This is a genomic window from Marinobacter salinus (assembly GCF_001854125.1).
Lineage (GTDB): Bacteria > Pseudomonadota > Gammaproteobacteria > Pseudomonadales > Oleiphilaceae > Marinobacter > Marinobacter salinus.
In genome coordinates this window covers 522,537-545,409 of the sequence record NZ_CP017715.1, presented here as the reverse complement: position 1 = coordinate 545,409, position 22,873 = coordinate 522,537, and the positions used below count along the sequence as shown (strand labels likewise).

The window sequence follows — 22,873 nt, the reverse complement described above, 5'->3', positions numbered from 1 at the left end:
TTCGCTAACCGGGCCGAGCCGATCAGTTATTGTTCCGATTGTTTTGGGGCGCGAGCGCCGCGAGTTGCTGGCTAACGTAGTCCTGAGTGCTGTTGAGCTGAGAGATCAGGGAGTCTGCCGCCGTAAACTGGCGGACCAACCGTTCGCGGTATGCCGTGATTCGCTCTTCGAGACGGACCTGATTTTGCTGAATCTGCTGCAGTTCTTTGTTCAGACTCTCGGTGCGGGAATCAATGGCACCGTCCGCACCGACAAAACTGGTTACCAGATCCACCGTGCGCTCGGCCACACCTTCAATAAAGGTAATGGAACCACGACTACCCGTCTGATCGCCAAGAATACGAACCTGCAGACCTGAGGCACCACTGGTACCGCTGTCAAGAAACAGCACCTGACCGTCACCTGTGGCCGTCTGACCACCAATTGTGCCCGCAACATCCAGACCTGTGGAAGCAGTGACGGCATCCAGGCCAAACGTGGCGGCATTTTCCGCAGAGGTTAAGGCGACTGCGGACTCGCTGCCATATTTGGCCGACGTGAAACTCAGATTGCCGCTGGCGTCGAGTTCAGCTTTGACCGAAGAGCCCGAGACATTCAGCGCATTATTGCTATTGAGCTGTGATTGAATCTCGTCCACCAGGTCCTGGGCGGATGCGTAGGTTTGCTGGGTCAACTGGAGGTTTATTGAGGTTTCACCGTTCAGCTGGAGCGTCAGCTCGTCGTTACTGGCATCAATGGTGACGCCTCCAGCGAGCGCACTACCTGCCAGAAGATTACCCTGAGTCGCAGCCTGCGTAATATCGATGTCGTACGTGCCCGGTTCCGTATTAATACCGCTACGAACAAACTCCACCTGGCTGTCCGTGGCCCTACCTTGCTCGGCGAACAAGGCGGTCACATCATCGGGGTTGTTCTTGAGCTGTTCCTCGAACTTCGCCCGGTCAAACTCAAGACCACCGGTTTCGAAATTGGTGGTGATGCCCACATCGGCGAGACTGCGAACACTCGAGTTCTCAAGACCAGGCACAACACGTGTCAGCACCTGGCGCAACTGGTCCTGAATAGCCCGAACCGTTCTATCACCGGTCAGCAAGCTACCCACGCCGGCTTCAGCATTGAAGCCGGCCAGACCGTCAAGGGTAGACTGCAAGCTGTTGAACTTGTCGACAAACGCCTGCACCCGACCCGCAACCGCACCGAAGTCCTGCTTCACTTTGATCATCGAGGTGCCGGTAGCTGACACATCAAACGTCAGACCGTCGATCACATTCTCAAAATTATTGGTTGAGCGGGTGACTTCTACACCATTAATCTTCATCACTGCATCAGAAGCTGCGATCGTCTCCTGAAGACCTGAGCCCACATCCATACCACTATTGAAAGCGAAACGGGACAGACCCTGATTATCGGTATCAGTGCCGCCGGTATCCCCGGATACGGAAATGCTGACCGCGTTGGCAGTGCCCGTTTCATCCGCAGACAGAACCAGTTGGAAACCGTTACCGGTATCGATGACGCCAGCTGAAACACCGGCGTCTGAATCGTTGATCGCATTCGCCAACCCCTGAAGAGTGTCGTTGCTGCTATCAACGGTTATGTTCGTGGTCTTGTCACCCACAGAGAGGGTGAGCGTTCCCTGGCCTACACTTGTCGCATCACGATCTGCAAACACATCCCGGGAAGCCAGTGCCTGAGCACCTGCGAGACTGGTCACTTCAACGCTGTAGGTACCTCGGCTGGCCTTGGTGCTATCTACAGAGACTCCAACGTCCTCATTGGAAGAGCTCGCCGAGAATGCCTTAAGGTTGTCTGGGGCGCTCAGCTGCCGCATCGGCAAGCGCAACTCGGTGATGGCACTACGCAGCTTCCCATAGGCGGATAACAGCGCCTGGGTCTGTTCGGTTTTCCGGGCAAGCCGGTTTTCCGTGGGCGCACGCTCCGCGTTGACCAACTGATCGACCAGATCAGACGTTAAGACTCCCGAGCCAATACCCAACGATGATATATTTGCCATAACCGTGCCTCCTCAAGGGGGCAAATCGCTTCATTGTTCAAGTTATCGGCAAAATGCGGCAAAACTTTGCCTTTTTCCTTCACCGATTTGTAACAACTTGTAAAAACAGAGCTTAACCCATAACGCAGAGCACCGCCGGCCCCTCTCGGGTGCGGCGGTGCTGAAATACCGTCGTTTTCATCAGCGCAAAAGCGGCAAGCCCTTACACTTTGATGCTAAACAACGTCAGCGGCTCATCCTGCTGCAAGTTCTCTGCCAACCTCAATGCCACTTCATCCGGAATCTGGCGAATCACTTCCTGGGTTTGCTGGTCGACCACCCGGACAACCGTTGCTCCCAAATCGTTATTCACCTCAAACTGAAGATCCCGCTGGACATTCTGAACATAATCGTTCAGCTGCGAAACCGCACCCTCCAGATCTTCTCTACGGGCCTCATTGCGCTCCTGAAGCTGCTCAGCTTTAGAAACCTTCTGAGCCTGAGAGACCTGTTGATTCGGCGTAGCGCGCCCTGCTGATGAAGCAACAAGGTCGGAGGCATTCCTGCCTTCGGCCTGAGATGACGAAATTGCCCGAGTCGGTACCTGCTCGCTGGCGCGAACAAGCTTCAGATCCGAGCTGTTCAGGTTAACGTCATTCATAGCTTACCTCGTTATCCTTAAACGGCGTTAAGCCGGAACCCACGGGTTCCGGCTATTACCGCTAGCCCCTGTTTACTGCAGGAGGGACAGAACCTGCTGGGGACGAGCATTTGCCTGCGCCAGTACCGAGATGCCCGCCTGCTGCAGCACCTGTGACTTGGCTAGGTTCGCGGTTTCTGCCGCGAAGTCTGCATCCAGAATCCGGCTATTCGCGGCGGAAAGGTTTTCGGCCGTGGTTGCCAGGTTAGAAATCGTGGACTCAAACCGGTTCTGAGCGGCACCCAGATCGGCACGAATGCTACTGATCTGTTCCAGAGCGGCGTCTGCGATTGCAATTGCGCTGCTGGAGCCCGCGACAGTTCCGATATCGATGGACGACACGGAGTCAAGGTTAGAGCCTACTACAGCATTCGCCGCACCTTCGAGAATGCTACCGGCAGTCTCTGCGATATTGGAACTCACTGAGAAGGTGCCAGAAGAACTGAAGCTCACCTCACCGGATGCAATGGCGCTGTCAGCAGCACCAACGCCAGCGGTCGGGCCGGTCAGTGTTACCGCTGAGGGATCGCCATTACCTTGGAAGTTAATAGTCTCACCCGCGTCGCCGCTGCTGGCGAAATCCTCGATGCGAATGTCCTTGCCATCGGACTGGGTCAGCGTGATTTCACCGCCGTTGACCTTTGCCGAGACACCACTGGTGCCAGTGGTATCGTTAATGGCCTTGGCCAGTGCACTCAGGTCACCCGTGGTCACAGAAGCGGAGATGGTTGCCGCTTCGCTGCCACTGCCCAACTTGAAGGAAACGTTGCCATCAGCGGACAGACCAGAAAGGGTCGCAGTTGTAGAAGCTTCGGCAGTGACTCCGGTGCCGCCTGTTTGCTCATTAATAGACGCAGCAATAGCTTCAGCGGTATCTCCGCCAGTAATGGACACGGTTTCCGAACCTTCCGTACCGGAAATGGTCAAAGTCTGCGTGGCGATGGTGTTGGTCTCGCCTGTCAAACTGGCCGCGACGACAGAGACGGAACCAGTACCCTGGCTGACAGTGGTAGTGCTCAAGCCAGCCACTGTGTTGTTACCCAAGTCAGCACCACGAGCGCCAGTTACGGACACAGAAATGGTCTGGCCGGCGTTGGCGCCAACCTGAAAGTCCTGAGCTGTGAAGCTGCCGTCAAGCAGGTTAAGGCCGTTGAACTGAGTGCTTGACGCAATCCGGTCAACTTCCTGCTTGAGCTGGTTGACTTCGTTTTGCAGAGCAGAACGGTCGGAAGCAGAGTTGGTTGAGTTAGCAGACTGTACACTCAAGTCACGAATCCGCTGGAGGATATTGGTGGTTTCCTCAAGGGCACCCTCAGCCGTTTGCGCCAGGGAAATGCCGTCATTCGCGTTGCGCTGGGCAATATTAAGACCGGAAATCTGCGAGCTGAAGCGAGTAGAAATAGCCAGGCCGGCCGCGTCGTCTTTGGCTGAGTTGATGCGCAAACCGGAGGACAGACGCTCAAGCGCCTGATCATTAATTTTCTGACTGCTGCTCAGTTGGTTCTGAGCGGACAGTGAGGCAACGTTCGTATTGATACCGAGAGCCATTGTGCTTCTCCTTCGACTGGTGTCGTTTTTTCATGGAAAAGGTCTGGCGCCCGTTTTTTTGGTATGGAGCGCCGGCCTGTTATTCCACTTAACGGCTCAAGCCGACCATCCTTTAGAAAAAAAGTCATTTGATTTGTAAAGGAATGTAAAACCTGCTCGAAAGCGGCAAAGCTCTGCCAAAAAGTCACCCTCCCCCTTTTCCAACAGTCAACCACAATCGTTTTCCAGGAAAACTTATAGCCTTTATTTTCATTAGGTTACCGATTTTTTTAAGGAAGTGGCACAGCCTTCGCTTAGAGACTTTAAAAACGGCAATTTAACGAATACCTGCCGGTGATGCGTTGCCAGACGAAAAGGCAGCTAACATCCGGCACCTCTGAGCAGGGAGAAAAGAAATGCCTCAGATCATCAACACCAACATTGCGTCACTGAACGCACAGAGAAACCTGAATACCTCACAGCAAGACTCAAACGTTGCGTTACAAAGACTGTCTTCAGGCCTGAGAATTAATTCCGCCAAAGACGACGCAGCCGGCCTTGCTATCTCTGAGCGCTTCACGTCCCAGATCAGAGGCCTCAACCAGGCGATCCGAAATGCCAACGATGGTATTTCTCTGGCTCAGACCGCCGAGGGAGCTCTTGGCGAATCTGGCAACATTCTGCAGCGGATTCGTGAGCTGGCTGTTCAGTCTGCGAACGCGACCAACTCTGCTTCTGACAGAAAGGCCCTTCAATCAGAAGTAAACCAGCTCAAAGGTGAACTTGAGCGGATCGCCACTACCACTGAGTTCAACGGCCTCAAACTCCTTGACGGCACTTTCCAGGCACAGAAATTTCAAGCGGGTGCCAACGAAAACCAGAGCATCGCTGTTTCCATCGAAGGTGCGCGTACTGCAGACCTCGCCAACAACACGCTGACGGCGAGCAATGCGACCTTAAACCAAGGCACGGGCTCTACAACAGCGGCGAACGCTGCGTTGCCAGCGCAAAACACGATAGCGACCCAGAACCTGACAATTTCCAGCTCGCTGGATAGCCAGGTCGTTCCAATCACTGCTGGTGACACCGCAGAAGACATTGCAGCTGCAATCAATGACATCGGGGCAACCACCGGTGTCAATGCCACAGCTCGAACTTCAGCCACTTTGAGCAATACTGCAACAACACCTATTGCCGTCCCTCAAACTGTGTCTCTGACCATTTCCAACGGGAGCAGCTCAGCAACTATTTCGGCACAAATCACCGATGCCACTGACTTGTCGGCTATTGCCCGTGAAGTCAACGCCGCCTCAGGCAAGACCGGTATAACGGCTGAAGTTGAGAATGACGGCAGTATCACGCTGATCCAGGAACAAGGCAAAGACATTACCATCGAAAACTTTACCGCCTCCGGGGCTCAGCAGCTTGCAGTGCAGGGCAGTGGTGATCCGAGCGCCATCGAGCTGACAAGCGGCGCCGCCAACAACACGAGGATTGCGGGAGAACTGACACTCGATTCTTCGGTCAGTTTTGCCGCATCATCTGATGCCACCATTGCTGCTGGCAGTGTCCTGAACAGCGCCCAGAATATAGCAGCCGGCTCATCGCCTGAAGCAGTCGACGGGATCGACATCAGCAGCGTTGATGGAGCCACCAGCGCCCTTGCAGTCGTTGACGCCGCGCTCGAAACAATCAGTGGCATTCGGGCTGACTTGGGTGCTGCCCAGAATCGACTCGAATCAACTATCGCCAACCTCAGCACCACCTCCGAAAACCTGTCGGCAGCTCGCTCGCGCATCCGCGACGCCGACTTCGCCGCCGAATCTGCCGAGCTGGCCCGCACCCAGGTGCTCCAGCAGGCCGGGCTGTCGGTTCTGGCTCAGGCCAATGCGCGGCCGCAGCAGGTTCTGCAGTTGCTGCAGGGTTAACGAGGCAGATAGCTTGATGTCGGATTACGCCCTTGGCTAATCCGGCCTACTTTCAAGACCAGAACAACTGCCGCGGCAGGCTTTACGAGGTGTCCCATGCAAGCACAGCATCACATTCAGGAGTCCGGTTCCCAACAGGCCCAGGCGGCCCGCCTGCTTCTGCAGGCCAACCTGGCTTATGGCGAGTCCAATAGCAACGGGCTCAGCCATATCCAGCGGCTGAAAGCTCGCCAGGAGTCCCGAGGGTATCTGGAACAAGCGCTGGCGCTTGAGCCAGAGAATGCAGGTGCGCTGGGTTTGCTGGGACGGGTTGAAATGGATGATGGGCAGCTTGAGAAAGCCCATACCCTGTTTAACGCCAGCCTGAATGCGCAACCGGAGCAGGCGCAACAATACGCCAACCTCGGCTACTGGGCTTTGAAAACGGAGCGCCCGGCCCTGGCAGAGCAGTACTTCCTGCAGGCCCTGGACTGCGACCGGCAATCCGCCGCCGCTTTTTGCGGTGTCGCCCATGCCAAGCGCCTTCAGGGTCAGTTTGATGTTGCCTACCTGCATTACCGCAAATTGCTGGAGACCGGTGCCGAGTGGGATTCGGTTTATAGCGGCATGCTGAGCTGTGCCCAGCACCTTGAAGTCAACAAGGCAGACAGCGCGCTGGCTATTGATGCCATTGCTCTGCTTCAGCGCGAGGGATTACCCCATCAGGAACTGGGTCGTTTTGTCGGTGCGATCATCCACCAACAATACGACCTCGACAACCCGAATTCAGAGATCTTCCTCGATGCCGCCAGTGAAGACGAACTCCTGATTCGGGCTTTGCAGAAAACCCTGATGCCGAGCCCCGAAGTTGAAGAGCTGGTGGTGATGCTGCGCCGCGCGATTATTGCCGAAGTGGCTCAGACAGTGGAGTTGCGAGACGAATTGCAGCGGCTCGCCCTGGCCATTGGCCAGTATGCAGACCGCACCGGCTATGCCCTCTCGGCGGAAGACGACGAAGAGCGCCTGATCAGCACAATCAACGACAGCCTTCAGGCCCAGCTGGTTATGGGCGAACCTCAGGATGCACTCATCGGCTCCCTGATCATCAGCGCTATGTATGGCGCCCTCTTCCATCAGTCCTTTGCGGTTCAACTGGGGCAGTGGAATCTGACCGACTGGCCTCTGGCCATGCAACCCGTTCTGGCGGCCAGCTACTACGACCGCGCCATGGAAGAAGCCATCAAGCAGAACTTCGACGAGAAAACCGAAGAACTTTGCCTGGAGAAAACAGACGTACCCCAGGCCTGGCCAACCTGGTCACAGCTGTCCTACCGCACCGAAACCAGTCTGAAAAGCGTGATGGCCAGTGAGCTTAAGCTTCCCACGGACAATCTGCCGGACATTCTTCGCATTCTGGTGTGTGGTGCCCAGTCCGGGCAGCGTGCCATGGAGCTGGCCCGATACCTGGACGATGTGGAAGTGATCGCCGTGGACGAGTCTCTGGCCAATATTGCCAAAGCCACACGCATGGCGAGTGACATGAGCCTGGACAACATCGTGTTCTGGCCCTGGTCGATTGCCCAGCGCTTTGTGGCCGATGGCCATCAGGTACACTGGATTGAAGTGGGTCGCCTGCCCTCACCGGCCATGACGGAGCTTTCCCTTGCTGCACTGGTCAGTGACGCCACATCCGGGGGTGCGGTCGTTCACCTTCATACCGCCATTGACGAGCAAACCGCCGGAGACAAACAGATCCACAAACTGGTTGCAGAGCACAAACTCCAGCCAACTCGAACCGCTCTCCGGCAGCTTCGCCGCATGGTTCTGGCCAACCGCCAGGATGAGCTTTGGCAGGAGCTGGTAAACGACGACAGTTTCTTCAGCCTTGGCGGCTGCCGGGACCGTTGGTTCCGCCCTCAGGATGCCACACAGCTCAAGGAGCTGATGGGCATGGTGAGCAACGAGGTGGACTGGAAACTGGTCAAGGCCCGGGACGCAGACGGGCACAGCCTTGCCACCCAGCCGGTACAGAAACAGATTCAGGCAGAGGCCCTCGGCAGTGAGGTTCAAAGCCTGATGGGCCAGAATCTGAGTGTCTATTTCTTGAAGCGTCGGTAATGGAGCGTCGGATTACGGCTTTCGCCTGATCCGACGCCGCTTCTGGCTCAGATATACGGAATTAAAGATTCTCCGTACAAATGCAGATCCTCCAGAATGTGCTGCTTCTCCGGCGTCAGCTCGGGATCGGCCGCCAATCGCTGCAACTCATTGGCATAGGCCTCCAGAGACCGCCAGCCCTTCTTCGGGTGCATCAGTCTTTGCGAACGGAATTCCTCCCAACGCTCCATATCCTCGCCCGTGAGCGTGTCGGGATAATTCCGTGCGCGATACCGGAACAGCAGCACCTGTAGCCGGTCGTCGTCAAACTGAACCTCCTGCTCACCCAAAGTTTCCACCGGCTGCTGTAGCACCCAGTTCAGCTTCTCCCGGTCCGCCTTACTGATAAAGCCGCCAGCATAAAGCTGCTCATCCGGGTCGGTCAGGTCGCCCTCATGGGGATGGTCAAAGGCTTCGGCGATCCTGGCTGGCAGGTCAGGTGCTTTTCTCAGAAGCGCAAGGTTGGCTCGCAAGGTGTCACCGTCCAGCTCCAGCTCTGCCAGTCGCTCCGGCGACAGGGTTGAAAGCATAGTGGCCGGGGCCAGTACCGGGCACTTATTCAGCTGCACACCTTTCAACGGAAACCGGGTTACCCCCTCACCCAACTGCGCCTGGGAAGTAAACACCCGCTCACGAATCTGGTCAGGCGTGGCCGCGAGCAGTTCACTGGGGTCCTCACGCAAGTCATACACGATTACCAGGTTTTTGTTCGTCGGGTGATCAGCCACCGGAGCCACCAGCGCGCAGCAGCCCCGGATGGCCGGGTATTTTGCCGAAATATGAAAAACCGGCTTCATGGCCCCGGTGTCCAGCATTGCCCGGGCGGAGTGCTTGTCTTTGTTCTGCAGCACAAAATCAAATAACTTGGGCTGCTTCTCCTTGATCAGCTTAGCCACCGAAAGCGTGGCCTCGACATCCGACATGGCATCGTGAGCGCTTTCATGGGCGATGCCATTCGCCACCGTCAGCTCTTCCAACCGGAAACTCGGGCTGCCATCCTCTTTTTTCGGCCAGTTAATCCCCTCCGGTCGAAGCGCGTAGGTAAGGCGCACCATATCAATGATGTCCCATCGGGAATTACCGTTCTGCCATTCCCGCGCATAAGGATCACGCAAATTGCGATAGAGGGTATGGCGGGTCACTTCATCATCAAAACGCAGGCTGTTATAGCCCACCACACAGGTACCCGGCTGACTGAAGGCCTCATTAATCTGAGCGATAAACTCGGCCTCGGGATAGCCCTCCTCCAGCGCTTTCTGTGGAGTAATACCGGTAATCAGACAGGCTTCGGGGGACGGCAGATAGTCGTCGGCCGGTTTGCAGTAGATAACAAGGGGATCTTCGATAATATTCAGGTCCGCATCGGTTCTTACACCGGCAAACTGGGAGGGGCGGTCATGAACCGGATCGACACCGAAGGTTTCGTAGTCATGCCAGTAGAACGAGCGGATCAAGGGATAACTCCTGCCTGTTGAGTTTTGATATCGCAGGAGTTTAACACTTAAAACAACTTCTCCCCCATATCCGCCTGGTGTGTCCGCAACCGTGGCAGCCCATTAGGGCCAGCTAACTGGCTCATATCCACGGTCATACTGGTGGGCAGATTAATGAACACCCCTTTGCCGGCATGAATCACATTGGCACCATCCGGGCTCTGCCATTGCACGCCGTTTTCGTCCCGCTGGAATCCGATAAAGAAGTCGTCGGTGAACTCGGTGATGGAGCCGGTCGCCGGAGCCTCCCCTACAATCAGGGACTGCGCCTTTTCCAACGCCACACATTCGCCGCAGGTTGCAGGATCTGTTGTGGTATCTGCGATGCCGATTTGGGTCGCCCGATAGTTCGTCGCCTGGCCACTGGCATCGAACAACGTGGCATCGTGCACAGTGCCCGACGTATCCCTGAGTTTCAGCCCGATATTCCCGCTAAAACTGGTGGTATGTGAAGAAACCGAACCACGGGCCTGCTCGAAGCCCATGCGAAACCCCGCAAGCCCCTGGGCATCTTCTGCTAACTCTATGTAGGGTTTTGCAGCTTCGAATGGCACCGCCTCACCAGCGGCGTAGGTCTGCCCATTGTACTGCGCGCCTTCGCCCTCCCGGGCAATGTGACCAAGAGCTACATGGGAAGCGGCAAAGTCTGTTCCGCCATTGATTTCACCTACCCTGGCGTCATCAATATTGACACGGGTCTCCAAATCAATGCCCAGCGTCATGCGGGTAAATTGGTGGTCAGGCCCGGGAATATTCTCAACCTGCATAAAAGCCTGCCCAGTTACCTCACCCATTGTATCGTCGGAAATGGGCTTCAGTTCAGCTTGGGCAACGGGCGCCATACCCAGGCAAAACATGGCAAGGGCAGCGTATCCATACGCTTGCTGTTTCATAGGTTGTGTCTCTTTTTTATTTACCACGCTCGCACTATATCCGAGGCGCTTCGGCCAATAGAGTGAGCATCGTCACATTCACCAGCCGCGGACCGGGGTTACTGCTTCAACCATGAACAGGTTCACAAAAGATTACAAAGATGTAGCGCATGTGTATACATAGCGGCGTCCTGTTATACTTGGCCCACTTACCACACTGCCCACGGCGATTTTCATGACCACCCGCATTCTGATTTGCGACGATTCCGCTCTTGCCCGGAAACAAATGGCAAGAGCCCTTCCGGAAGGTCTGAACACCCACATCGTCTACGCCGCAAACGGGAAGGAAGCTCTGGAAATGCTTCGTGGCCATGAAGCGGAGTTGCTGTTTCTCGACCTGAACATGCCAGAGATGGACGGCTACCAGGTTCTGGAGGCCGTTCGCAAAGAAGACCTGCCCGTTCTCACCATCGTTGTCTCCGGCGACATCCAGCCTGAAGCAAGGGAGCGCGTCCGAAAGCTGGGCGCCATCGACTTCATAAAGAAACCCACTGAGCCGGGCATTGTGGTGGACCTGCTCAACGAATACGGCTTCTACCGTCCCGGAGATGTCGAAGTTGCAGCACTTAACGACAGTTCCCTGAAGAAAAACACCGCCACACAAGCAGAACCCGAAATTTCGGTATCCCTGAGTGACTATCTGCAGGAAATCGCCAATATAGCCATGGGCCGCTCTTCAGACCTCCTGGCCCGCCTGCTTCGGGCCTTCGTGAAGCAGCCGGTCCCGAAAGTGGCTTTCATCGCCAACTCGGAACTGCACATGGCCATTTCTGCGGCCCAGCATGACGACACCTACTCCGCGGTATGCCAGGGATTTACCGGCGCTGGCATCGCGGGCGAAGCACTGCTTTTGTTTGCCGATGCCAGTTTCCGGGAAATGGCGGAAATGCTGCATTACGAAACACTGGAAGGCGAGTCGGTAAACATTGAAGTACTGATGGATATGTCCAGCATCTTGTTTGGCGCCTTCCTCAAGGGCATTGGCGACCAGCTGGACCTGAAGCTTGGCCTTGGCCACCCCACGGTGCTCGGGCAGCATCGGCAAATCAACGAACTGCTTGAACATCATAGATCTAAAGAAGAGCAGCTCCTGTGCATCGAGATCAGCTACGCATTGGAAGACCGGGATATCCAGTGCGATATGCTGGTCCTGCTGACCGAAGACTCTGTACCTTTCCTGGAACAACGCCTCGAATTTCTGGTGGACTGACTTATGGCCTTTAATGATGTAGAAGCCAACTCGTTCCACTGGCTGGCAGACATGCTGGAATCCATCGAAGTGGGGCTCGTGGTCCTGGATCTGGATTTTCGTGTCCAGGCCTGGAACGGTTTTATGGAAAACCACAGCGGCATCACCGCCAGCAAAGTGCGCGATCAGGTACTCTTCGACGTTTTCCCCGACATCCCCAAAGCCTGGCTGACCCGAAAGGTAGATGCCGTGGCGCTTCTGAACACCCGGGCCTTTACATCCTGGGAGCAGCGCCCGTACCTGTTCAAATTCAGAAACACGCGCCCCATTACCGGCACCGAAGAGTACATGTTTCAGAACCTCACCATCAGCCCGCTTTCCGGAACAACCGGAGAGGTCGAGAAAGTGTGTTTGATGGTGTACGACGTAACCGACATCGCCAGTGGCAAGCGGGCGCTGGAACGGGCCAACGAACAGCTCGCCAAACTCAGTATGACCGACCGGCTTACAGGCCTGCTTAACCGGGGCACCTGGGAAAACCTGGTGGACGCCGAGTATGAACGGTACCGCCGCTATGGCCACGCAACCTCACTGGTGATGTTTGATATTGACCATTTCAAAAAAGTGAACGATACCTGCGGGCATCTGGCCGGTGATGAAGTCATCAAACACGCTGCATTGATCACCAGAAGTAACCTGCGCCAATCAGACACCCTAGGTCGATATGGCGGGGAAGAATTCGGAATTATATTGCCGGAAACCGATGCGGAAGGTGCGCGCATAATCTGTGAGCGCATACGGGAAAGCATTGAGCAGAGCCTGGTCGATACCAGTGTCGCGCCAATTCAATACACCATAAGTATGGGTATTGCTCAGTTAACCGACGCGCCTGAAAACTATATGCAATGGATGCAACAGGCGGATGAAACGTTGTATGCAGCAAAAGCCGGTGGCAGAAACAAAGTAAAGGTGTTCACAACATAAAACAAAAAGCCCGGACTGAGCCGGGCTTTTTATTTAATCAATCCTGGCAGTTCGAAAATCAGTCCTGCTGCCAGCTTTGTACTGCTTCCTTACCGTACTTCTGACGCCACTCATTCAGCGTCTTGTGATTGCCACCACGGGTTTTAACCACTTCACCGGTGTGAGGATTCTTATAAGTCTTCAGGGGACGCTTTGCGCGGCTACCGGTGCCAGACTCGGATTTTCCACCCGCCACTGACGGATCAATCGCCGACAAAATCTGCAGCACATCCTTTGGCGACTTGTCATATTCCTTCATCAAATTACGAACTTTGTTTTCAAACTCCAGTTCACCTTTCAGAGCCTGGTCCTTTTCAAGCTGTTCCAGCTCTGCAGCAAGCTTTTCCATAAGCTGTTTTTTCTGGTAGTAATCGTTAATCTTTGCCATGGCAATTAAAACCTTATTCAAAACGAGGGTTTTAAAAAACTATTCGGAGTTGACGCACTGTCGACGCTTATAATAATTAAATAACTCCGAATAGGCAAAACTAATATTTAAACTCGCAGGATAAAAAAGAAAACAACCCGACATATCATGTGGGAATATTTATATTATAGTCACCATGTGACGAAAGGCATTTCTTCAGCGCCATCTTTGCATCTGGATCACCATGAACAATCCGGATTTCGCGGGGTGCTCCAGGTATACCTGTTACAAATCGAACGAGGTCCGACTGCCCTGCATGGGCAGAATAACCGCCCACCTGATGAACCCTTGCCCGAATGTCGTATTTTTCGCCATCCAGAGCCACCCAACCACCACGGGGACCATAGAGCAAAATATCCCGCCCCGGTGTTCCCGCCGCCTGATAGCCCACAAACAACACGTCGTTGCGGGAATCACCCAGCATGGCCTTCAGATAATTAACGACGCGGCCGCCAGCACACATACCGGAGCCGGCCAGAACCACACAAGGACGATGAGACTTCGTCAGATATTCCACCGCGTTCAGGTGGTCTTCATGGGAATCGATAACGGTCAACTGTTCAAAGGACAGAGGATGTCTCCCCTCCTTAACCAATTCCGTGGCTTCTGCATCCCAGAACGGCTTAAGATCCCTGTAAATCCGGGTAAACTCAGCCGCCAGCGGCGAGTCCACAACAATCTCAAGATCCTGCCAGGCCATTCCAGGCGCGGCCGATTGACCACCAAACTCATGGATCAGACTCTCAATCTCATACAGCAACTCCTGAGTCCGCCCAATACTGAAAGCCGGAATCAAAACCGTACCACCATCCGCCAGCGCCCTCTCCAGAATGGCCTTAAGCCGAAACCGCCGAGTGGCTCTGTCCTCATGGTCTTTATCACCATAAGTGCTCTCAATCACCAGCCGGTCCGCCCGGTCAGGAGACTCAGGTGGCGGAAGCAGCGGTGCATGGGGCGCCCCAAGATCGCCACTGAAGACAATGCGCTCTTCGGAATCCCCCTCGCGGGCATCGCATTCCACATAAGCAGAACCGAGGATATGGCCAGCCGGCTGAAGCCGGATCGCAAGAGACTGATCATCTTGGTCGAACATCGGATGCCAACAGCCATAACGCACCGGCACGATACGGGCGCGGATCACATCCAGCACCCTTTCAATCAGCTCCCGGTTCCGGGTAAAGCCAATCTTCAGCGCGTCTTCCAGAATTTCCGGGAGCATGATCGCGGAAGGCTCGGAACACAGGATCGGCCCCTCAAACCCGGCGGCCAACAGATAGGGAATGCGACCCACGTGGTCAATGTGCACATGGGTAACCACCAGTGCGCGGATGTGAGAAAGGGGGAAATCGATAGACAGATCGGAAGCATTGGCCCCCCGACCTTCTTCCTGGCCCTGGAACAGGCCGCAATCAATCAGGATTCCGGAGGAATTTGAGCCGGAACCGAGGGTAAGTTCGTGGCAGGAGCCGGTGACGCCGGTTGTGGCGCCGTGGTGGGATATTTCTATCATTCTCAACATTCCTTGTTGAATAACGAAAAACGGGGGCTTATAAGCCCCCGTCGCCTAATAACTCGCGCAATAGTATAATCTAGGCCAACGGCAACCGCCGGACCTTGTCCGCATTCTTTGCCTGATTTACCCGCTCACCATTGCCATTGAGCCAGACGAGATCCTCAACACCCCCATTGGGCGCAAACCCGGTGGGCGCCTTCTTCAGGGTTTCCACCACCTCCTGGCAGTCGAAGTCGTGACTGGCCTTCATCAACCGGTTCAAGGTCTGTTCCACCTCTTCCCAGGGCATGAAGACTTCCCGTGCCATCATGATGCGTGGGTGAGCCGTGCCTTGGGGATTATCACCTATCAACAATTCCTCAAAGAGTTTTTCACCCGGCCTCAGCCCGGAGAAGACTATTTCGATATCACCATCAGGCCGCTCGTCCGTTTTCTCCATCAGCCCCATCAGATGAACCATCTTGCGGGCCAGGTCGGCAATTTTCACAGGCTCGCCCATATCCAGAACGAACACTTCACCACCCTGCCCCATACTTCCGGCCTGGAGTACAAGCTGACTGGCCTCGGGAATGGTCATAAAATAACGGATAATGTCCGGATGGGTTACCGTTACCGGCCCGCCATCGCGGATCTGATCCCGGAACAGCGGAACAACGGACCCTGAAGAACCCAGCACATTACCAAACCGAACCATAGAGAAAATGGTACCGGTCTGCCGCTGGGCGAGCCCCTGTAACACGAGCTCTGCCATGCGCTTGCTCGCCCCCATCACGTTCGTGGGGCGCACAGCCTTATCGGTAGAAATCAGAACAAAACGTTTTACACCACAGGCAATTGCAGCTTCTGCCACATGGAAGGTACCAAAGACGTTGTTTTGAACGCCTTCAATAATATTTTGCTCAACCAGAGGCACATGCTTATAAGCCGCAGCATGATAAACAGTTTCAATGTCAAAGCTGCGCATTGCAGCCTCGCAGCGCCGGCGATGAGTGACACTGCCCAACAGCGGGTGTATCTCAACCCCCAACCCTTCCATCCGGTTCAGAGCCTGAAGTTCCCGTTCAATGGCATACAGGGAGAATTCCGACTGCTCGAACAGCACCAGCCGGCTGGGCCGGTGCCGAATAATCTGGCGACATAATTCGGAGCCAATAGAGCCGCCTGCGCCGGTTACCAACACCGCCTTATCGAACAAACTCGCGGCGACTTGGGCATTATCTGGCTGAACCGGATCCCGGCCAAGCAGCTCTTCGAGCTCCAGGTCCCGAATGTCGTTTATCCGTGCCTGACCCGCCACCAGCTCTGACATAGCTGGCACCGTCTGGACAGGAATCGCCAGGGGCTCAAGCTTTTTAAGGAGGCGCTTGCGATCAATTCCGGAATCGGCATCCAGTGCCAGCAATAGCCGTTTTATCCGGTGCTCTTTCACAGCACGTTCAATATGGCTGATGTCGTAAACCGGAATGCCGTTGATCAATGCCCGGTGATTGGCTTTGCGGAGAGTAATGAACGCCGAAGGGTGGTATTCGGTGCCCTGATCCAGAGCATTGGCAAGTTGCAGGCCCGTTTCACCAGCACCCACAATGGCGACAAACTGCTTGTTACGGTGCTTGGGGCGATGAACCAGCATGCGAACGGTCATTCTTGTCCCGCTCACAAAAATAAACGCAAGTGCGCCGTAGATAATTGGGACCGAACGCGGAACCAGCACTTCGAGCCAGTAGCCCAGCAGAATGAGGGTTACCGACGAAATGAAAACGCCAGAAATGATCGTGATAAATGCCCGGTCGCTCAGGTAACGCACGACCGCCCTATATAGACCCAGCCTTATGAAAACTCCGATTGTAAAAAACACGGTCAGCCCGGAGATAACGATATGTTCCTGGCTAGGCACCCAGAGCTGCTGATCCAAGCGCAGAGAAAATGCAGCGTAGAGAGCGAAGAACAGCGCCAGGCAATCCGCAGCAACCGAAACCAGCCGCTTTTGAAATCGAGAAAGGTTCAGAAATCGTTCAAACATAGCATCCCTTCACAACAACTGCTCCTGTAATTAGCTACGATTATGTCTTCTAACCACAGACCAGTCACTATTGAAAAATAGAACTTAAAGTCATTTTAATCTCTACCCGGCACCCGATCTCCTGCCCCCTTACCAGCCACCGTCATCAAAATATACTTGAAGTAAGCGCCAACATTGAGATTTTTCAGCATTTTCTGATCTGTTTCCGCCAGCAACCTCGGCGTAGACATATCAATCTCGTTAACTTGGGCCAAACCGGTAATGCCTGGCCGGGCGCTTAATACTCCGCGGCTTTCCCGCTCCTCAATCAACTCTTCCTGATTAAACAGGCACGGCCTTGGGCCTACCAAGCTCATTTCGCCCTTCAACACATTCCACAGTTGGGGCAACTCGTCCAGCTTGGTGCGGCGCAGAAAGTGCCCAAACCGGGTGATGGACGCAGTATTTGCCAAATGGCTGGCGACGGAGGCTGTGTCTACTTTCATGGTCCGAAACTTCACCAAAGTGAACGGCTTCTTATTACGGCCTACCCGCTTCTGACTAAAAATTGGCGAACCTGTATCGAATAGACCTATCACCGTCAGTACCAACAACACCGGAAAACCAACAATCAGGCCTAACAGGGAAAAAATAAAATCAAAAAAGCGAATCACAAGCACCATCCCATAATAAATTTTGATTCTGGTTTTGCGCAGATATTTCAACTAATCAACCTGACTTCCCACCGCCTTGGCCAACCCTTCCTCCACAGATAATGGAGGCTGCCAACCCAACAGATCACGAGCTTTGGAAATATCCACCTGCAAAGAGCCCAGCAGACGCTGCGCAATCGCCTTCTTGCCCAACAAAGATGCACCGACCAGTAACAATCCTGGAGGCACTGGAACCAAGCACGGCCGCTTACCCATGGCCCGAGCAACACCGCGCAACAACTGAGTAGTGGATAGATCCTCCCCGTCGCCCGCCAGAAAAATCTGATTGGCAGCAGCGGGGTGATCGATGCAGGTAACTATCAGGTCAATCAGGTTATCCAGTGCAACCAGCGAACGCTTGTTACCAACGGCACCAAGGGGTAACGGCAACCCCTTCTCTATAAGTTTCATCATGCTGGCAAAGTTACCTTTCACACCGGGCCCGTAAACCAAAGGCGGCCGAACAATGACCACTTCCATCCCATACTCGGCCGCCAGTCGTTTCAGGCATTCCTCCGCTTCCATCTTGGAAATACCGTAAGGATCCTGGGGTGCTGGCAAATCGTCTGCATTAAAGGGCACGCCCTCAATTGTTCCTTCACCATTTACCTTGATGGAACTGATATAAACAAAGCGCTTAACGCCCGCGTCAACTGCCTGGCGGGCAAGATTCAAGGTACCGTCTACGTTAACTTTGCGATATTCCGCGAGAAGGTCAGCTGCCTCCTCTTTCATAACATGGGCACGCGCCGCCGCGTGAACCACCACTTCCTGATCCTTGAGGGCCGCAGACCAGTCAGTCTCGGAATTGAGGCCTTCAACCAAAACTTCATGACCGTAGGAGGAACTCCCTGCCCGCCTGACAGCGCAGGTCAAACCATAAACTCCTTGCCGGCCTATACGATCAACAAGGCGGCTTCCGACAAAACCTGTCGCACCAGTGACAATTATGTTCACACCCTATACACCTTACTCTACACCCCTAATCGGACGTCTCATAAGTTCTAAAAGCTTGAACGGAATCTTGGTAAGCACAAAGATTAAATTGGTGTACAAACCGTTCTCTTTGCACGCGCGAACTATTTCCTTATTCAAAATCAGGCTGCTTTTCAAACCGCCGGTACTTACCCCTCCTGCCCGCATTCTTACAATCACTCGATTCATCCAACGATAATTGAGTCGGGCATTGATCAGCCAACGAACAAACATCTCGTAATCCGCCGAAATTTTCATATCAAGCCGATACTGTCCATGCTTTTCATATACAGCTTTCTTTACAAACGTGGCCGGATGGGGCGGCATCCAGCCAAAGCGGAGCTTCCAGGGCCGGAAGTGTCCGGCGCGATAATATCGGGAAACCGTCTCAAGGTCAGGCGGCTGAACGAAGACAACATCACCAAAAACCAGATCCAGTGACGAATCGCTTCGAAAAGCTGCCGACACCGCTTCGATTACGTCATTACGTTCGTAAAAGTCATCAGAATTGAGAATTCCGATTATCTCTCCACTTGCCAGCCCGATGCCCTTGTTCATCGCATCATACAGCCCTTTATCAGGCTCACTGATCACAGGTCCAAGCGACTCACGGTACTCAGCAATAATATCCATAGTGCGATCTTTCGAACCGCCATCCACAATGATGTGTTCTATATTCCGATAACTCTGTGAAAGCACAGACTCAAGGGTGTCACGGATTGTGGACTCACTGTTAAAACACACTGTGACAACAGAAACCTTGGGCATCTCAGAATTATTTACGCCCATACTGATCCTTCAATCTAACGATATCGTCTTCGCCAAGATAAGAGCCGGACTGAACTTCAATCAATTCCAGTGGGATAACTCCCGGGTTTTCCAGACAATGCACCTGCCCAACCGGAATATAGGTAGACTGATTCTCAGTCACCAGGTAATTCTCTTCACCATTGGTGACCTTTGCTGTTCCACTCACTACAATCCAGTGTTCTGCACGGTGATGATGCATTTGAACCGAAAGCTTGGCACCGGGCTTAACCGTAATCCGTTTCACCTGATAGCGCTGCCCATTATCTACTGAATCATAGACACCCCAGGGGCGATAGACTTCCCGGTGGTTCATATGCTCATGTCGCCCATCTGACTTGATCGCCTCAACCACTTTCTTGACGTCTTGTACGCTATCCTTATGGGCCACCAACACAGCGTCCTTGGTTTCTACGACCACAAGGTCGTCTACACCAACCAAGGCAACGAGCCGATGATCCGCGCGTGCCAATGTGTTTTTGGCATCCTGCAGAATAACGTCTCCCTTCACTGCATTGCCTTGACTATCCTTGCACTCGTTTTCCCATAGTGCTGACCACGAGCCGATATCGCTCCAACCCGCATTCATTTCGACCACCACAGCGGAATCTGTTTTCTCCATCACGGCATAATCCACAGACTCCTCGGGGCATCCGCGAAAAGCAGACGCACCTATTCGGAGAAACGTGAGATCATCAGACGCTTGCTCCATAGCCGTGTTACATGCCCGAAGGATGTCAGGCCGCCACCGTTCCAGTTCTTGCAAGTAACGGTCAGCACGGAAAAGAAACATTCCGCTATTCCAGGTATAACCACCAGCATCAATATAGGCCTGCGCCATATCCACCGAGGGCTTCTCAACGAACTCTTCCAGTTCCGCAACACCTTCACCAAGATAAGAGCCAGCCCGAATATAACCGTAACCAGTCTCTGGCCCCGTAGGGGTTACACCGAACGTCACCAACTTGCCTTGTTCTGCAAACGTAACAGCAGTTGTTACCGAGGCCCGAAAGGCCGGCTCATCCTTTACAACGTGATCTGCGGCCAACACTAACAAAACGGCGTCCGGATTGGTTTTTGCCACTGACGTTGCGGCTAATGCTATTGCGGGCGCGGTGTTGCGGCCGACTGGCTCAAGAAGGATCTGGGCGCCTTCGACACCACAAGCTCTTAACTGCTCGGCAACCAGGAAACGATGTTCGTCGTTACACACCACAACTGGAGGTTCTACATCCAACCCGTTCAGGCGTGCCACAGTCCCCTGTAACATCGTACTTTCACCTGTCAGAGGAAGAAACTGCTTCGGGTTAAGCTGGCGGGACAATGGCCACAATCGTGAACCTGCCCCGCCGGCCAAAATAACGGGAAAAATCATAAATTAACTCTATGCAGCCAGAAAACATTAAAGGGACTGAAAACTACCTACGCACGCACATTGTCGGCATTGCTCTTGAACCATTCATAGGCAGATGCAAGCCCGTCCTCCAGGGAAATCGATGCCTCCCACCCCAACGCGCGCAAGCGACTTACATCCATCAGCTTACGAGGAGTTCCATCCGGCTTGGAGCTATCAAATATCAGGCGCCCCTCATAACCGGTTACACGGGCTATAGTCTCTGCAAGTTCTCGGATAGTGCAATCCACCCCCGTACCAACATTAATATGGGACAGCATGGGCTGGGTATTCGCCTGATAAGAATCGGTGTCAAGATTCATCACATGAAAACTGGCCGCAGCCATGTCATCTACATGAAGAAATTCCCTCATCGGGTTGCCGCTCCCCCAGATAACCACCTCCGAGTCACCTGCATTCACTGCGGCATGAAACCGTCGGATAAGTGCCGGGATCACATGGGAATTTTCAGGATGGAAGTTGTCATTTGGGCCGTATAAGTTGGTCGGCATTACGCTCCGATAGTCGCGCCCGTACTGCCGATTATAACTCTCGCATAGTTTAATCCCGGCAATCTTCGCAATGGCATAGGGTTCATTCGTCGGTTCAAGAACTCCCGTCAACAACGCATCTTCGCTCATGGGTTGCTCCGCGAACTTTGGATAAATGCACGAAGACCCAAGGAACAACAACTTCTGCACACCGGCCTGATGGGCTGCGTTGATGAGGTTGCATTCGATTATCAGATTTTCGTAGATAAACTCGGCAGGAAAAGTATTGTTTGCGTGAATCCCGCCAACCTTTGCCGCAGCCAGATAAACCTCATCTACCTGTTCTGACCGCATAAAAGCCTGAACTGCCTCTTGATCAAGCAGGTCCAGCTCTTTCCGGGAACGGGTAATGATCTCGTAAGCACCTTCACTTTCAAGGCGCCGAACAATAGCAGACCCGACCATTCCTTTATGGCCTGCAACGAACACCTTACGCCGACTGTCGTTCATGCGCCGTTCTCCAACGTAACCGGAACTTCCAACCCATGCTTTTTAAGCAATGCATAGCGACGAGCTGTTTTCAGGTCCTCCGCGACCATCTCCGCACACATTTCCTGCGCGGTTATTTCGGTTACCCAACCAAGTTTCTCTTTCGCCTTGGTTGGGTCACCCAAAAGCGTTTCTACTTCCGCGGGGCGAAAATACCGCGGATCAACTCTAGCAATCACATCGCCAACTTTAACTTCGGGCGCTTTGTCTCCAGCCACGGCTGAGACAATCCCACGCTCATCAACGCCCTCGCCTTGAAATTCAAGCTCAATACCAAGTTCTCTTGCCGACCACACAATAAACTCACGAACCGAATACTGAACACCCGTCGCGATCACAAAATCCTCTGGCTCATCCTGCTGAAGCATCAACCATTGCATACGAACGTAATCTTTGGCATGCCCCCAATCTCGGAGGGCGTCCATATTCCCCATGTAAAGACAGGACTCAAGACCCTGAGCGATATTCGCAAGGCCACGCGTAATCTTTCGGGTTACAAACGTCTCTCCACGCCGGGGAGATTCGTGATTGAAGAGGATCCCGTTACAGGCGTACATACCATATGCTTCACGGTAATTCACAGCAATCCAATAGGCATAGAGCTTGGCAACCGCATAAGGTGAGCGAGGATGGAAAGGCGTTGTCTCCTTCTGCGGTACTTCCTGAACAAGGCCATAAAGCTCTGAGGTAGACGCCTGATAGAACCTGGTTTTCTTCTCCAGTCCAAGCAGCCGGATTGCCTCCAGAAGTCGCAAGGTTCCCATGGCGTCGACATCAGCGGTATACTCCGGAGACTCGAAACTGACAGCAACATGGGATTGAGCCCCCAGGTTATAAACCTCATCCGGCTGGACTTCCTGGAGAATCCTCGTCAGGTTCGATGAATCGGTCAGATCACCATAGTGGAGTATGAAATTCTGATGTTCTACGTGTGGGTCCTGATAGATGTGATCAACCCGCTGTGTGTTAAACAAAGAGGCTCGCCGCTTAATCCCATGCACCTCATAACCCTTTTCGAGGAGAAATTCAGCAAGATAGGAGCCGTCTTGACCCGTAACTCCCGTAATTAATGCAACTTTTCTCAT

Annotated in this window: 18 protein-coding genes; 4 read left to right on the top strand and 14 right to left on the bottom strand. The window is 53.8% G+C overall.

From position 1 onward, the window contains the following. Positions 1–22 precede the first annotated feature (22 nt). The 3 genes from fliD to BKP64_RS02555 all read right to left on the bottom strand — a co-directional run bounded on the left by fliD (position 23) and on the right by BKP64_RS02555 (position 4,241). Positions 23–2,014: a flagellar filament capping protein FliD gene (fliD, locus tag BKP64_RS02565; protein WP_070965615.1), complete on the bottom strand. Its 1,992-nt coding sequence runs from the start codon at positions 2,012–2,014 to the stop codon at positions 23–25. A gap of 202 nt (positions 2,015–2,216) precedes the next feature. Beyond that, positions 2,217–2,654 (bottom strand): flagellar protein FlaG, encoded by a 438-nt coding sequence (locus tag BKP64_RS02560; RefSeq protein ID WP_070965612.1) that lies wholly within the window; start codon positions 2,652–2,654, stop codon positions 2,217–2,219. A 72-nt stretch (positions 2,655–2,726) separates the two neighbouring features. Continuing rightward, positions 2,727–4,241 carry a flagellin N-terminal helical domain-containing protein gene (locus BKP64_RS02555; RefSeq protein ID WP_070965609.1) on the bottom strand — a complete coding sequence of 505 codons (1,515 nt, stop codon included), beginning with the start codon at positions 4,239–4,241 and terminating at the stop codon, positions 2,727–2,729. A gap of 395 nt (positions 4,242–4,636) precedes the next feature. Between BKP64_RS02555 and BKP64_RS02550 the strand changes: the two genes are divergently transcribed. Together BKP64_RS02550 and BKP64_RS02545 are read left to right on the top strand one after the other, a co-directional pair. After that, positions 4,637–6,148 (top strand): flagellin N-terminal helical domain-containing protein, encoded by a 1,512-nt coding sequence (locus BKP64_RS02550; protein ID WP_070965606.1) that lies wholly within the window; start codon positions 4,637–4,639, stop codon positions 6,146–6,148. 96 nt (positions 6,149–6,244) lie between these two features. Next, positions 6,245–8,245 (top strand): tetratricopeptide repeat protein, encoded by a 2,001-nt coding sequence (locus BKP64_RS02545; protein ID WP_070965604.1) that lies wholly within the window; start codon positions 6,245–6,247, stop codon positions 8,243–8,245. Between the two features lie 47 nt (positions 8,246–8,292). On the opposite strand, the gene sbcB is transcribed toward BKP64_RS02545, so the two are convergent. Beyond that, complete coding sequence (sbcB, locus tag BKP64_RS02540) at positions 8,293–9,738, bottom strand: exodeoxyribonuclease I (RefSeq protein WP_070965601.1); 1,446 nt, start codon at positions 9,736–9,738, stop codon at positions 8,293–8,295. Positions 9,739–9,785: 47 nt separating this feature from the next. Beyond that, positions 9,786–10,670 (bottom strand): hypothetical protein, encoded by an 885-nt coding sequence (locus BKP64_RS02535; RefSeq protein ID WP_070965599.1) that lies wholly within the window; start codon positions 10,668–10,670, stop codon positions 9,786–9,788. Positions 10,671–10,884: 214 nt separating this feature from the next. Between BKP64_RS02535 and BKP64_RS02530 the strand changes: the two genes are divergently transcribed. Next, positions 10,885–11,919: a response regulator gene (locus BKP64_RS02530; RefSeq protein WP_070965596.1), complete on the top strand. Its 1,035-nt coding sequence runs from the start codon at positions 10,885–10,887 to the stop codon at positions 11,917–11,919. A gap of 3 nt (positions 11,920–11,922) precedes the next feature. Continuing rightward, complete coding sequence (locus BKP64_RS02525) at positions 11,923–12,882, top strand: sensor domain-containing diguanylate cyclase (protein ID WP_070965594.1); 960 nt, start codon at positions 11,923–11,925, stop codon at positions 12,880–12,882. Between the two features lie 58 nt (positions 12,883–12,940). On the opposite strand, the gene BKP64_RS02520 is transcribed toward BKP64_RS02525, so the two are convergent. The 9 genes from BKP64_RS02520 to gmd all read right to left on the bottom strand — a co-directional run bounded on the left by BKP64_RS02520 (position 12,941) and on the right by gmd (position 22,873). Further along, the gene (locus BKP64_RS02520) at positions 12,941–13,309 is read right to left on the bottom strand and encodes a histone-like nucleoid-structuring protein, MvaT/MvaU family (protein ID WP_070965586.1); all 369 of its coding nucleotides are present in this window, start codon (positions 13,307–13,309) and stop codon (positions 12,941–12,943) included. Between the two features lie 145 nt (positions 13,310–13,454). Beyond that, a complete protein-coding gene (locus BKP64_RS02515; RefSeq protein WP_070965583.1) occupies positions 13,455–14,858 on the bottom strand; it encodes an MBL fold metallo-hydrolase RNA specificity domain-containing protein in 1,404 nt (467 codons plus the stop codon). 79 nt (positions 14,859–14,937) lie between these two features. After that, positions 14,938–16,881 carry a polysaccharide biosynthesis protein gene (locus BKP64_RS02510; RefSeq protein WP_070965581.1) on the bottom strand — a complete coding sequence of 648 codons (1,944 nt, stop codon included), beginning with the start codon at positions 16,879–16,881 and terminating at the stop codon, positions 14,938–14,940. Between the two features lie 95 nt (positions 16,882–16,976). Beyond that, complete coding sequence (locus tag BKP64_RS02505; protein WP_070973522.1) at positions 16,977–17,534, bottom strand: sugar transferase; 558 nt, start codon at positions 17,532–17,534, stop codon at positions 16,977–16,979. 51 nt (positions 17,535–17,585) lie between these two features. After that, the gene (locus tag BKP64_RS02500) at positions 17,586–18,530 is read right to left on the bottom strand and encodes a UDP-glucose 4-epimerase family protein (RefSeq protein WP_070965578.1); all 945 of its coding nucleotides are present in this window, start codon (positions 18,528–18,530) and stop codon (positions 17,586–17,588) included. A 12-nt stretch (positions 18,531–18,542) separates the two neighbouring features. Next, the gene (locus BKP64_RS02495) at positions 18,543–19,316 is read right to left on the bottom strand and encodes a glycosyltransferase family 2 protein (RefSeq protein ID WP_070973521.1); all 774 of its coding nucleotides are present in this window, start codon (positions 19,314–19,316) and stop codon (positions 18,543–18,545) included. A 7-nt stretch (positions 19,317–19,323) separates the two neighbouring features. Then, a complete protein-coding gene (locus BKP64_RS02490; protein ID WP_070965575.1) occupies positions 19,324–20,730 on the bottom strand; it encodes a mannose-1-phosphate guanylyltransferase/mannose-6-phosphate isomerase in 1,407 nt (468 codons plus the stop codon). A 47-nt stretch (positions 20,731–20,777) separates the two neighbouring features. Continuing rightward, on the bottom strand, positions 20,778–21,749 hold the full coding sequence (gene fcl / locus BKP64_RS02485; RefSeq protein ID WP_070965573.1) for a GDP-L-fucose synthase: 972 nt from the start codon (positions 21,747–21,749) through the stop codon (positions 20,778–20,780). Then, positions 21,746–22,873: a GDP-mannose 4,6-dehydratase gene (gene gmd / locus BKP64_RS02480; RefSeq protein ID WP_070965571.1), complete on the bottom strand. Its 1,128-nt coding sequence runs from the start codon at positions 22,871–22,873 to the stop codon at positions 21,746–21,748. The genes fcl and gmd overlap by 4 nt, the downstream gene beginning before the upstream one ends.